General features: G+C 67.2%; 9 protein-coding genes. 6 read left to right on the top strand and 3 right to left on the bottom strand.

From position 1 onward, the window contains the following. Window positions 1-737: 737 nt before the first annotated feature. The 6 genes from G4G00_RS18085 (at window position 738) to G4G00_RS18060 (ending at window position 10,623) form a co-directional block, all read left to right on the top strand. Window positions 738-3,182, top strand: a complete 2,445-nt coding sequence (locus tag G4G00_RS18085) for a GH92 family glycosyl hydrolase (RefSeq protein ID WP_164275517.1) — start codon at window positions 738-740, stop codon at window positions 3,180-3,182. Window positions 3,183-3,279: 97 nt separating this feature from the next. After that, window positions 3,280-4,329, top strand: a complete 1,050-nt coding sequence (locus G4G00_RS18080; RefSeq protein WP_108752955.1) for a LacI family DNA-binding transcriptional regulator — start codon at window positions 3,280-3,282, stop codon at window positions 4,327-4,329. A gap of 63 nt (window positions 4,330-4,392) precedes the next feature. Further along, a complete protein-coding gene (fucP, locus tag G4G00_RS18075; RefSeq protein WP_108752956.1) occupies window positions 4,393-5,706 on the top strand; it encodes an L-fucose:H+ symporter permease in 1,314 nt (437 codons plus the stop codon). Window positions 5,707-5,713: 7 nt separating this feature from the next. After that, on the top strand, window positions 5,714-6,709 hold the full coding sequence (locus tag G4G00_RS18070) for a carbohydrate kinase (RefSeq protein WP_108752957.1): 996 nt from the start codon (window positions 5,714-5,716) through the stop codon (window positions 6,707-6,709). Then, on the top strand, window positions 6,706-7,947 hold the full coding sequence (locus tag G4G00_RS18065) for an AGE family epimerase/isomerase (RefSeq protein WP_108752958.1): 1,242 nt from the start codon (window positions 6,706-6,708) through the stop codon (window positions 7,945-7,947). The genes G4G00_RS18070 and G4G00_RS18065 overlap by 4 nt, the downstream gene beginning before the upstream one ends. A 57-nt stretch (window positions 7,948-8,004) precedes the next feature. Further along, entirely contained in the window at window positions 8,005-10,623 is a 2,619-nt protein-coding gene (locus G4G00_RS18060; RefSeq protein WP_164275508.1) for a glycoside hydrolase family 2 protein, read from the top strand. Window positions 10,624-10,916: 293 nt separating this feature from the next. Here G4G00_RS18060 and mtnC read toward each other — a convergent pair whose 3' ends face one another. The 3 genes from mtnC to G4G00_RS18045 form a co-directional block, all read right to left on the bottom strand. Beyond that, on the bottom strand, window positions 10,917-11,612 hold the full coding sequence (mtnC, locus tag G4G00_RS18055; protein ID WP_108752960.1) for an acireductone synthase: 696 nt from the start codon (window positions 11,610-11,612) through the stop codon (window positions 10,917-10,919). Between the two features lie 3 nt (window positions 11,613-11,615). Continuing rightward, a complete protein-coding gene (locus tag G4G00_RS18050) occupies window positions 11,616-12,173 on the bottom strand; it encodes an acireductone dioxygenase (RefSeq protein ID WP_164275505.1) in 558 nt (185 codons plus the stop codon). Window positions 12,174-12,265: 92 nt separating this feature from the next. Continuing rightward, window positions 12,266-12,907, bottom strand: a complete 642-nt coding sequence (locus G4G00_RS18045) for a methylthioribulose 1-phosphate dehydratase (protein WP_108752962.1) — start codon at window positions 12,905-12,907, stop codon at window positions 12,266-12,268. Window positions 12,908-13,108 lie beyond the last annotated feature (201 nt).

The following is a 13,108-nucleotide window of genomic DNA, read 5'->3' as shown; positions in this document are numbered from 1 at the left end:
GATCCAGGCTTACACGGCGGCCCACGCCGGCTCTCGACACCTACGCTGCCAGATTTCCATCAGATAAGGCTCGTAGGCGCCATCCATGGCGCCTGCGGTCCTGCAAGCCCACACCGCCCCGCCTCTGACAGATTCCCGCGGCTGTTGGTAACGGCGCCTGGTGTTCCGTGCGGCTGTTGGTAGGTGTCGACCTTGGTCGACACATCTGTCGGATATCGAATGGATTCATTCAGTTGGCCGGCGGCCAGTAGATCCACGCCATGCGTGGACTGTCAGACATCGAAATCAATCTGGGGTCGGAGCCCGTTGCGCAGCAACGGGATCCGACCCCTGCCTTCCCGGCAGATCGCGGAAATCTGTCGAAGGCGGGGTGGGTCCGGTTGAGGGGGCGTGAGCCGCATGGATGCGGCGACCGAGCTTACATGGACGTACTTGCAGCGTCCCCCTCAACCGGGCCCACCCCGCCATCCCACGGAATGCCAGCCTTTGACGTTGACGTTGACGTGGCTCCCAGCAGGTGCAGGGCTGCAGGCCCTGCAAAAGAAACCCCCCTCATTTGCTGCGGCGCAGAATGCATGGGCGGGCGCTCCCTGTTCTACTTCAATCGATCTAAATCCGCCGGGGTGCGGATTTGTACCGATGGAAACGGGGAGTTCGGCCGCAGCGGCCGGCACCCGCTGCCGCCCTGCCGCCAAGGAGTCCTGTCCGTGACCAGGTTGTCCCGCCGTCGTTCCCCCCTGCGCCTGCCGGCGCTCTCCCCGCGGCCGCTGGCCCGCGCCGCCTGCCTGCTGGCCCTGGCCATCACGCCCTGGCTGCAGGCCGCACCTGCCGCACTCGAACGCGAGGTCAACACCTTCATCGGCAGCAAGGATGACGGCAACACCTTCCCCGGCGCGTCGGCACCGTTCGGCCTGATCCAGGTCAGCCCGATCGGCAGCCACTATTCCGGCTGGCGCTACGACGACGAAAAGATCCGCGGCTTCGGCCATTCCTTCCTGTCCGGCGCCGGCTGCTGGGAACAGGGCGGCCAGGTCTCCATCCTGCCGGTGACCGGTAGCATCGGCCCGGGCGGCGATTTCGATACCGCCAACCCCAAGCAGTTCGACCACAAGGCCTACGCCGCCAACTACACCCACGACGGTGAAGTTGGCCAGGCCGGCTATTACAAGGTGCGCCTGACCAGCTACGGCGGCATCGACGCCGAAGCCACCGCGCGCACCCGCGCCGCGGCCGAGCGCTATACCTTCAGCCAGCGCAGCGGCGATGGCCATGTGCTGGTGAACGTGGGCCAGGCCAACGAGCGCCATTCGGTGATCGGCAGCGTGGTCGACGTGGTGGGCGACCGGGTGGTGGAAGGCAAGCTGGTCACCAAGAGCTTCTGCGGCGGCCACCAGTACACCACCTGGTTCCGCGTTGAATTCGATCGCCCGTTCAAAGCGCACGGCACCTGGGGCGAGGCCGGTGGCCTGCCCAATGCACGGCACAGCATGGAAGGCGAGCAGAAGCCGAACGGCGCCTGGTTGACCTTCGATCTGGCCAAGGGCCAGTCGGTTACCGCGGTCAGTGCGATCTCGCACGTGGATGCCGAGGGCGCACGTACCAACCTGCGCGCCGAGGGCATGCAGGGCGGTGCACTGATCGGCTTCGACCGCATGCGCGCGCTTTCGCAGCAGGACTGGCGCGAGCAGCTGGCGCGGGTGCGCGTGCAGGGCGGCACGGGCGATGACCGCACCGTGTTCTACAGCGCGCTGTACCACGCACTGCTGCAGCCGCTCACCGGCAGCGATGCCGATGGCCGCTACCGTGGCTACGACGATGGCATCCACCGCGCCGATGGCTGGACCTACTACGAGTATTTCTCGCTGTGGGATACCTACCGCGCGCAGAACCAGTGGCTGGCCCTGACCCGTCCGGACGTGGCGCGTGACATCGGCCGCACCCTGCTGGCCATCGACGAGCAGGGCGGCTGGCTGCCGCGCTGGGGCTATGCCAACTTCGAAACCAACATCATGACCGGCGATCCGGTCACCCCGTTCATGGTCGACCTGTGGCGCTTCGGTGCGCTGAAGGGGCGTGAATCGCAGGCCTGGGATGCGCTGCGCCGCAATGCCTTCGGTACGCCGCCGCTGAACTCGCGGATGGCCGGCCGCTCCGGCAACCCGACCTACCTGGACAAGGGCTACGTGGTCTATGACCGCGCGTTCCCGTCCAAGGGCATGGACGTGGACCCGCACCATGGTGGCTCGGCCACGCTGGAATACGCACTGGCCGACTGCGCGCTTTCGCAGATGGCCGACGGCCTGGGCCATGCGCAGGATTCGGCGACGCTGCGCGAGCGCGGCCGCAACTGGCGCAAGGTGTGGGACCCGCAGGTGCGTGACGCCGAAACCGGCTTCACCGGCTTCCCGCGCCCGCGCACCGAAGACGGCCAGTGGTATACCCCGGCCGACGGCCATTACAGCCCGCGTTCGCACCATGGCTTCCATGAAGGCACCGCGTGGCAGTACCAGTGGCTGGCGCAGCAGGACGTGCCGGGCCTGGTGGAAGCAATGGATGGCCGCGAGCAGGCCGGCCGCCGCCTGGATGCCTTCTTCGCGATGGATGCGCTGCAGGCCGATCCGCTGACGGCCGCGCGCAAGGAATGGGTGGTGGGGCCGTACAGCTACTACAACCAGTTCCGTTACAACCCCAACAACGAACCGGACCTGCACGCGCCGTGGCTGTACACGCTGATCGGCCAGCCGTGGAAGACCGCCAACGTGCTGCGCGCGGCGCAGCAGCTGTTCACCAACGCACCCAACGGCGTCACCGGCAATGACGACCTGGGCACGATGTCTGCCTGGTACCTGTTCAGTGCCATCGGCGTGTATCCCGCGGTGCCGGGCAGCGGCCAGTTCCTGCTGCACACGCCGCGCTTTGCCAAGGTGGAAGTGGACATGGGCAATGGCCGCACGCTGCGCATCGACGCGCCGGGCGCCGATGGCCGCCGCCTGCAGTACGTGCAGGGCGTGCAGCTGGATGGCCGCGCGCATGCCCCGGTGTGGCTGGACTGGAACCAGCTGCAGCAGGGCCCGCGCCTGCAGTTCGCACTGGATGCACAGGCCCCGACCGAAGGCTGGGGTACCGCAGTGAAGGACCTGCCGGTCTCATGGTGCGCTGCACCAGGCAGCGTGCTGCGCTGAGCCATCGTCGTGCCGTTCGCGGCCAACCAGCGAACGGCACGGCACGAATGGCCTCCGATCCATTAGGCTTGACCCTCCCGAGGAGCCCGGTACAGCGATGAACGACAACGACGGCACTTCCAGCAAGCGTTCCGGCAAGGCGGTGACGGTGACCGACATCGCCCGTGCGATCGGCGTGTCGCGTGCCACCGTGTCGCTGGTGCTGCGTGGCAGTCCGCTGGTCAATGTCGATACCCGGGCCAAGGTGGAAGCCGAGCTGCGCCGCCAGCGCTACGTCTACAACCGTGCGGCGGCCAACCTGCGCCGGCGCACCTCCACCAGCATCGCGCTGGTCATCAACGATCTGTCCAACCCGTTCTTCGCTGAATTTGCCTCGGGCGTGGACGAGGCATTGGGCGGGCGAGGGTATGTCACCCTGCTGGGCAGCACCGGCGAATCGCCGCAGCGCCAGCAGGCGGTGCTGTCCACGCTGATGGAACACACCCCGGCGGGACTGATCCTGTCGCCGGCCGAAGGCAGCGATGCCGCACTGCTGCGGCAGGCGCTGGGTGCCAACGCCAACGTGCTGCTGTTCAACCGCGAACTGGAAGGGGCCGACTGGGACTTCCTGACCCTGGACAACCAGCACGGCGCCTATCTGGCCACCCGCCACCTAATCGAGCGCGGCCACCAACAGATCGCCTTCTTCGGCGGCCATGCCGATTCCAGTTCCTGCCACCAGCGCCGCGCCGGCTTCCAGCAGGCCCTGGCCGAGGCGGGCCTGGCGCTGCCGCCGGGCTGGATGATCGAATCGGCGCCCAATCGCCTGGAAGCGGCCGCGCGTACCGATGAACTGTTCGCCGACGGCCATCGTCCCAGTGCCGCGGTCTGCTACAACGACACGGTCGCGCTGGGCCTGATGCTGGGCCTGAACTCCCGCGGCATCCGCCCCGGCGGTGATTTCGCAGTGACCGGTTTCGATGATATTTCCGAGGCCTCGGTGGCGGTGCCGCCGTTGACCACCCTGACCGCCGACCCGCGCGAGCGTGGCCGTCAGGCCGCCGCGCTGCTGCTGCAACGCCTGGATGATCCCGATGCACCGCCGCGGCGCACCGTCGCCCCGGTGCAGCTGCGCGTGCGCGAGAGCAGTGCCGCGCGGCCGAACTGATTTTCCACGACCTTTTCCCTTCCACGTACCAACGACCTACACGCGCATCGAGGCGCGAACCGCATGCCGATTTCCGCAACGCCCCGTCCATCGGGATCCAACAGCAGCCAGGCGCCGGTGATGAATGCCCGTGCGGCCCTGTGGGTGGCCACCACCATCTTCTTCATGTGGGGCTTCCTGACCAGCCTCAACGATGTGCTGATCCCGCACCTGAAGGCCGTGTTCGAGCTGAACTACACCCGCGCCATGCTGGTGCAGTTCACCTTCTTCGGCGCGTACTTCCTGATGTCGGTGCCGGCCGGTCGGCTGGTGGCACGGTTGGGCTACAAGAAGGGCATCATCGCCGGCCTGCTGATTGCCGGTGTGGGCGCGCTGGGCTTCTGGCCGTCGGCCGCGCTGCGCACCTATGACGCCTTCCTGGCCTCGCTGTTCGTGCTGGCCACCGGCATTACCGTGCTGCAGGTGGCGGCCAACCCGTACGTGGCGCTGCTGGGCCCGGAAAAAACCGCCTCCAGCCGCCTGACCCTGGCGCAGGCGCTGAACTCGCTGGGCACCACGCTGGCGCCGCTGTTCGGCGGCTTCCTGATCCTGAGCACTGCGGTGAAGAGCGGTGACGAAATCAAGGCGATGCCGGTGGCCGAGCAGCTGGCCTACCGGACTGCCGAAGCGCAGTCGGTGCAGGGCCCGTACGTGGGCCTGGCCATCGCGCTGGTGCTGCTGGCCGTGTTCGTCTACCTGTTCCGCCTGCCCAGCCTGACCGAAACCACCGAGCAGGCCGACAGCAGCCACCACACCCTGCTGGATGCGTTGAAGCAGCCGCACGTGCTGTTTGGCGTGCTGGCCATCTTCTTCTACGTGGGCGCCGAAGTGTCCATCGGCAGCCTGATGGTGAACTACCTGGCGCTGCCCGAAATCGGCGGCATGAGCGAACAGCAGGCCACCCATTACGTGTCTGCCTACTGGGGCTGCGCCATGGTCGGCCGCTTCGCCGGCGCCTGGCTGCTGGCCAAGTTCTCGCCGCGCCGCCTGCTGGCCGGCTTCGCGCTGGCCAACGTGGTGCTGCTGGCGGTCACCCTGGGCTCGGGCGGCAAGGTGGCGCTGTACGGCATCGTGGCTACCGGCCTGTTCAATTCCATCATGTTCCCGACCATCTTCTCGCTGGCCATCGAACGCCTGGGCCCGCTGACCAACAAGGCCTCCAGCCTGCTGATCATGGCCATCGTCGGTGGCGCGATCATTCCGCTGCTGCAGGGCATGCTGGCCGATCGCATCGGCCTGCACCTGAGCTTCGTGCTGCCGGTGGTCTGCTACGTCTACATCATCTTCTACGGTCTGGTGGGCTCGCGCCCGCCGGCCGTCGGCCCGCAGGGAGGCTGAGTCGGAAATGGGTGCCATTGTCTGCTTCGGCGAAATTTTGATCGATCTACTAGCGCAGCCGCCGGCCTCGGCCGACACCCCGCGCGCCTTCCTGCAGTACGCCGGCGGTGCGCCGGCCAACGTGGCCGTGGCCGCTGCCCGGCTGGGCGCGCAGACCCAGTTCGTGGGCATGCTGGGCCGGGACATGTTTGGTGACTTCCTGGCCGACAGCCTGGCCGAGCACCGCGTGGGCACCGACTACATCGTGCGCACCGATGCGGCCAAGACCGCGCTGGCGTTCGTGGCGCTGGACGCCCACGGCGAGCGCAGCTTCAGCTTCTACCGGCCGCCGGCGGCCGACCTGCTGTTCCGTGACAGCGATTTCCAGGGCGCCTGCTTCGACAGCGCCGCCTGTTTCCATGTGTGTTCCAACAGCCTGACCGAAGCGGACATTGCCGCGGCAACCTTCGCCGGCATGGAGCGTGCGCGCGCCGCCGGTGCAGTAGTCAGCCTTGACCTGAACCTGCGCCCGGCGCTGTGGCCGGCCGACACCGATCCCACGCCACGCCTGTGGCAGGCGCTGGAGCGTGCCGACCTGGTGAAGCTCTCGCGCGAAGAGCTGGACTACCTGGCCGCGCCGCACGGCGCCGACGGTGACCAGGTCGTGCTGCAGCGCCTGCTGGCCGCACAGGCACGCTGGGTGATCGTGACCGACGGTGCCGCCACGCTGCGCTGGTACACCCGCGAGCAGCAGGGCCAGGTCACCAGTTTCCGCGTGGCCACGGTGGATACCACCGCCGCCGGCGATGCCTTCGTGGGCGGTGTGCTGGTGGGCCTGCTGGAGCGCGGCGGTGCCGGCGCCGGCTTCGCCGCGTTCTGCCAGGACGCGCAGGCGATCACCGAAACGCTGCGCTTCGGCGCGGCTGTCGGTGCGCTGGCGGTCACCCGCAAGGGCGCCTTCGCGGCCATGCCCTCGCTCGATGAAGTGCAGCAGCTGCTGCAGACCCAGGAACTTTCCGCATGACCCAGACCGCCTCCCGCTTCGTTCCGCAGTTCCGCTCGGCCGAGTTCCTGCGCGCGCACATCGCCGACACGATGGCGTTCTACCACCCGCGCTGCATCGACCCCAACGGCGGCTTCTTCCACTACTTCCAGGACGATGGCACGGTCTATGACGCCGGCCACCGTCACCTGGTCAGCAGCACCCGCTTCGTCTTCAACTACGCCATGGCCTACCGCGAATTCGGTAATGCCGAGTACCGCGAGGCCGTTGAACATGGCGTGCGCTACCTGCGCGAGGTGCACCGCAACCCGTCCACCGGCGGCTACGCCTGGACGCTGCGCGATGGCCAGGTCGAAGACGATATGAACCACTGCTATGGCGTGGCATTCGTGCTGCTGGCCTACAGCTGCGCGCTGAAGGCCGGCATCGAACAGGCCCGCGCGTGGATGGACGAAACCTGGCAGCTGCTGGAAGCACGCTTCTGGGAAGCCGAGCACGGCCTGTACAAGGATGAAGCCGATGGCCAGTGGAACTTCACCGGCTACCGCGGGCAGAACGCCAACATGCACATGTGCGAGGCAATGCTGGCCGCGTTCGAGGCCAGTGGCGAGCAGCGCTATGTGCAGCGCGCACTGCAGCTGGCCGACAACATGACCCGGCGCCAGGCCGCCAAGGCCGGTGGGCTGGTGTGGGAACACTACGACACGAACTGGGAGATCGACTGGAACTACAACCTGGACGATCCCAAGCACCTGTTCCGCCCGTGGGGGTTCCAGCCCGGCCACCAGACCGAATGGGCCAAGCTGCTGCTGATCCTGGACCGCCACGTGCAGGCCGATTGGCTGGTGCCCACAGCCCAGCACCTGTTCGATGTGGCGGTCGAGCGCAGCTGGGATGAAGCGCGTGGCGGCCTGTACTACGGTTTCGCGCCGGAATCGCGGCGCCAGCCGGGCATGGACGGTGCCCCGATCGGCGGCGACAGCTTCGTCTGCGACGACGACAAGTACTTCTGGGTGCAGGCCGAAACCCTGGCTACGGCCGCACTGATGGCCCAGCGCACCGGCGATGACCGCTACTGGCAGTGGTACGACCGGCTGTGGGCGTATTCGTGGGAGCACTTCGTCGACCACCAGTACGGCGCGTGGTTCCGCATCCTGGATGCCGACAATCGCAAGTACAGCAATGAAAAGAGCCCGGCCGGCAAGGTGGATTACCACACCATGGGCGCGTGCTACGAAGTGCTGAACGTCGTTCGTTGAACATCGCCCGAATGCAGTAGTGCCAGGCCCTGCCTGGCAGAAAAACAGGAGCAGCACGTGCACCGTCTTCCTCTCGCTGTCCGTCTGCTCCTGCTGCTGTTCACGCTTGGCAGCTTCCCCGCGCTGGCCGCGCCTCTGCCGGCGCAATGGGAATTCCGCATGCTGCCCGGTGATGCGCAGGGCGCCGCGCACCCCGGCCTGCAGCAGTGGCGCACGGCGCGCGTACCCGGCAGCGTGCACACCGACCTGCTGGCCCATGGCCTGATCCGCGACCCCTACGTGGGCGCGCCGGAGGCCGAGCTGCAATGGATCGGCTTGGCCGCCTGGGAATACCGCGCGCGCTTCGATGTAGACGCGGCGACCCTGGCCAAGGCGCATGCCGAACTGCGTTTCGACGGCCTGGACGCCTATGCCGAGGTGCGCTTGAACGGCAAGCCGCTGCTGCGTGCCGACAATGCGCACCGCAGATGGCGCGCGCGCGTGGAAGGGCGGCTGCGGCCCAGCGGCAATGAACTGCAGATCGTATTCCGTTCGCCCATCCGCACCCTGCTGCCGGGCGTGCAGGCGATGCCGCACAAGATTGCCGGCAACTATCCTTCGCCCTACGGTGATGAGCCCAAGGACGCGATGGTCGGCAACTTCGCACGCAAGCCGGCCTACCATTTCGGCTGGGACTGGGGCCCGCGTTACGTGACCGCCGGTGTCTGGCGTGGTGTCGACCTGCAGGCCTGGGACACGCACCGCCTGACCGATCTGGCCGTGCGTACCGATGCCTTGGACGCGCAGCAGGCGCGGCTGGCCGTGCTGCTGCAGGTAGAGCAGGGTAGTGCCGCCGGCTCGGCCAGGGTGGACGTGGAAGTGCGTGATCCCGACGGCCGCGTTGTGGCCACGGTGCAGCGCCCGGTGCTGTTGCAGCCCGGCCAGAACAGCGTGGAGATTCCGGTTGAGCTGGCTGATCCGCGGCGCTGGTGGCCGGTGGGGCAGGGTGCGCAGGACCGCTACACGGTGCGCGCGCAGCTGGGCGCTGGCGGCGACCCTACACTCCAGCGCGAGCAGCGCATCGGCCTGCGCACGGTGGAACTGCGCCGCGAGAAGGACGAGAAGGGCGGGCAGGGTTTCGCCTTCGTCATCAATGGCGTGGAGACTTTCGCCAAGGGCGCCAACGTCATTCCGTTCGATGCGTTCCCGGCGCGGGTGGATGTGGCGCGCCTGCGCCAGGTGCTGACCGCCGCGCGCGATGCCAACATGAACATGCTGCGCAACTGGGGCGGTGGGTACTACGAGGACGACGCGTTCTTTGACATCGCCGACGAGCTGGGTCTGCTGGTCTGGCAGGACTTCATGTTCGGCGGTGGCATGCAGCCCGGTTACGATCCGGCGTTCCGCGCCAGCGTGGTGGCCGAAGCGCGCGACAACGTGCGGCGCCTGCGCCACCACCCCAGCATCGTGCTGTGGTGTGGCAACAACGAAGAAGAGACCGCGTGGAAGGACTGGGGCCATGGCCGCGACCTGAAGGCTGCCGACCCGGCGTTTGCCGCGCGGGTCTGGCAGGGCTATGTCGATCTGTTCGGCAACGACCTGCGCCAGGTGGTGGGCGAGGAAGGGCTGGGTGTGCCGTACTGGTCCAGTTCGCCCAGCAATGATCTGGACGAAAAAGCCAACGATTCCACCCGCGGCGACAAGCACTACTGGCAGGTCTGGGGCAATCCGGCGCTGCCGGTGCAGGCGTACCTGCAGGAGACGCCGCGCTTCATGTCCGAGTACGGCCTGCAGGCCTGGCCGTCGCTGGCAACGGTGGACCAGATCGCCACGCGCGCCGAACAGCGCATCGACAGCCCGGTGATCCGCGCCCACCAGAAGTTCATGGCCGGCGAGGGCAACAGCCGCCTGCTGCAGTACATCGAGCGGGGCTACGGCACGCCGAAGGACTTCGCGGACTTCGTCTACCTGAGCCAGGTGATGCAGGCCGATGGCATTGCATTGGCGGCGCTGCATCATCGCGCTTCACGGCCGTACACCATGGGCTCGCTGTACTGGCAGCTCAACGATGTCTGGCCGGGTGCATCGTGGTCCAGCGTGGATTACTTCGGGCGCTGGAAGGCACTGCATTTCGCTGCGCGTCGCTTCTTCGCGCCGGTCACCCTGGCGGCCCTGCGTGACGAAGGCAGCACCCGCGTGCGCCTGATCAACGATGGCGCTGCAGTGGACGCGCGTTGGCGGCTGCGGGTGATGGATGTGGACGGGAAAGTGCTGCGCCGTCGCGAGGCGGCGGTGACTCTGGCTGCCGCCGGGGTCACCTCGGTGGGCGACTTCGGTGATGCCGAACTACTGGCCGGCGCCGCCCCGTCGCGCACCGTGGCGGTGTTCGAACTGCTGCAGGATGGCAAGGTCGGTGCGCGGCAGGTGGTGGGCTTCGTTGAAGCCAAGGACCAGGCACTGCCGCCGCAGGCGTTGCGGGCCACGCTGGAGATCGAGGGCGATCACTATCGACTGCGACTGCAGAGCAAGGCGTATGTGCGCGCCGCCTGGATCGACTTCGGTGCGCTGGATGTGCAGGTGGAAGACAACCTGCTGGATCTGTTGCCGGGCGAGACGCGCGACATCGCCGTGCGCGGCCCGGTGGATCTGCCTGCGTTGCGTGGCGCCTTGCAGGTGAAAACCCTCAACGACCGTTGAGAGCGGAACACCCCCGCACTGGTAGGTGCCAACCTTACACCCCGCTTTGGTAGGTGCCAACCTTGGTTGGCACATCAAGAGCATGCCAACCAAGGTTGGCATCTACCGATCACCGTTGGGCAGACGAATCTCGCTTTGGTAGGTGCCAACCTTGGTTGGCACATCAAGAGCATGCCAACCAAGGTTGGCATCTACCGATCACCGTTGGGCAGACGAATCCCGCTCTGGTAGGTGCCAACCTTGGTTGGCACATCAAGAGCATGCCAACCAAGGTTGGCATCTACCCTCTGCAGTTACAGCTGGATCTGCTGGAAATTCTCGACCCGCTCGTGGCCGTTGGCGGCCTGGCCGGTACGCGGCAGCGGGTAATCGTCCAGGCGATCGATCAGGCGGGTCTGCAGCCCGGCCTCGCGCGCGGCGTCCAGCTCTTCCACCACATCGGACAGGAACAGGATCTCGCCGGCCGGCACGCCAATGGACTGCACGATGCGGCGGTAGCTGTCGGCCTCACGCTTGCCGCCCACTTCGGTATCGAACCAGCCCGACACCAGCGGGCTGAGGTCGCCAGCATCGCTGAAGCCGAAGAACAGCTTCTGCGCTGGCACCGAGCCGGACGAATACACGTACAGCGGCAGGCCGGAGGCGTGCCAGCCCTTCAGCACCGGCGCCACTTCGGGGTAGAAGTGCGCGGTGTAATCGCCGCGGCGGTAGCCGGTATCCCAGATCACGCCCTGCAGCGCCTTCAGGGCGGTGTGCTTGCGGTCCTGGTCGATCCAGCCCTGCAGCGTTTCCACCACCAGGCTGTCCTGGCAGGCGCCGCCGATCTCGGTGGCCACCGCATCCAGCCAGCGGCGGATCTCCGGTTGCTGGCCGTGCTCGGCCACGAACGCCGGCAGGGCCTGGCGGGCGTAGGGGAACAGCACGTTCTTGACGAACGAAATGCTGCTGGTGGTGCCTTCGATGTCGGTCAGGATGACGCGGGGCTGCATGGATCAGGACGCCTGGGTAGGAATGTAACGCGGGAACTTCTGCGCGATGTCGGTGCCGGTGAAATGACCGACCCAGCCATCCGGCTCGGTGAAGAAACGGATCGCCACGAAGCTGGGCTCGTCGCCCATGTCGAACCAGTGCGTGGTGCCATCGGGCACCGCGATCAGGTCGTCCTTCACGCATTCGATCTCGTACACCTTGTCGCCCACGTGCAGGGTGAACAGGCCGGAGCCGGCGACGAAGAAGCGCACCTCGTCTTCCTTGTGGAAGTGCTCGTCGAGGAATTTCTTGCGCAGTTCGGTGCGGTTCGGGTTGTCCGGGGCGATCGAGGCCACGTCCACGCTCTTGAAGCCGCGCTCGGCCACCAGGCGGTCGATGTCGGCGCGGTAGGCGGCGAACACCTCATCCTGGCTGGCGCCGGGGGCAACCGGCGCGGCGGCCTGCCAGCGCTCGAAGGTAACGCCGATCTTCTGCAGTTCGGCAGCGATGACCGCGCCGTCCTGGGTATCCAGCAGCGGCGAGTCGGGGCGGGTGTCGTCGTAGATGCGCAGTCGGCTCATGGCGGCAGCTTGAACATTCCGGGGGAAAGACAGGGTAGCAGGGTGCAGGCGATGGCCAGATGGCCAATGGGCATGTGCCTGTGCGCGATGGTTCAGCCGCGCAGCTTGCGCAGTTCCAGTTCGCAGTGCAGCAGGAACTCGAAGGCTTCCATGTGGCGGCGGGCTTCGGCCATGTCGCGGCCCCAGGCGTACAGGCCGTGGCCGTCGATCAGGTAGCCCCACAGCGGCTGGCGGTCCAGCAGGTCATCGACCTGGGCCGAGAGCACGTTCATGTCCTGGGTGTTGGCGAACACCGGGATGTCGATGGCCATTTCGTGGGTGCTGTTGCCGGCGAAGGCCTTCAGCAGTTCGTAGCCTTCCACCCGGATATGGCCCTGCGGGGCGTACAGGCGCGAGGCGATGGTCTGCACCGGGGAGTGGGTGTGCAGCACGCAGCCCACCTCGGGAAAGCGGCGGTACAGCTGGGTGTGCAGCAGGGTTTCGGCGGACGGGCGCAGCGGGCGGCCGACGGCCTGGCCGTCGAAATCCACCACCATGATGTCGTCCTCGATCAGGCGGCCCTTGTCCTTGCCCGAGACGGTGATCGCGGCGTGGCGGTCGTCCAGGCGGTGGGAGAAGTTGCTGCTGGTGGCCGGGGTCCAGCCGGCCTGGGCCAGTTCGCGGACGTTGTCGATCAGCAGCTGGGCCAGTTCGCTCAGGCGCGCGGTGTCGTAGGGGAAGGTGGGGGCGTTCATGCGGGTGATTTTACTGGATTCGGCCAACGGCTGAGCCCCTCGTGGCTGGGGCGCCGTTCTGATTCCCTGGGTTGGCCGGGCGGGGTGGGCTGGCGGGACACGCCGTAAATCCATCCATGGAGGCTCGTAGGCGCCATCCATGGCGCCTGCGGTCCCGCCAGCCCACCCCACCCGGCCACGGACAGGTTCCGTGCGCGCCAG

Origin of the sequence: Stenotrophomonas sp. B1-1 (genome assembly GCF_010894375.1) — a bacterium.
GTDB lineage: Bacteria > Pseudomonadota > Gammaproteobacteria > Xanthomonadales > Xanthomonadaceae > Stenotrophomonas.
This window is presented reverse-complemented; position numbering and strand designations above follow the sequence as displayed.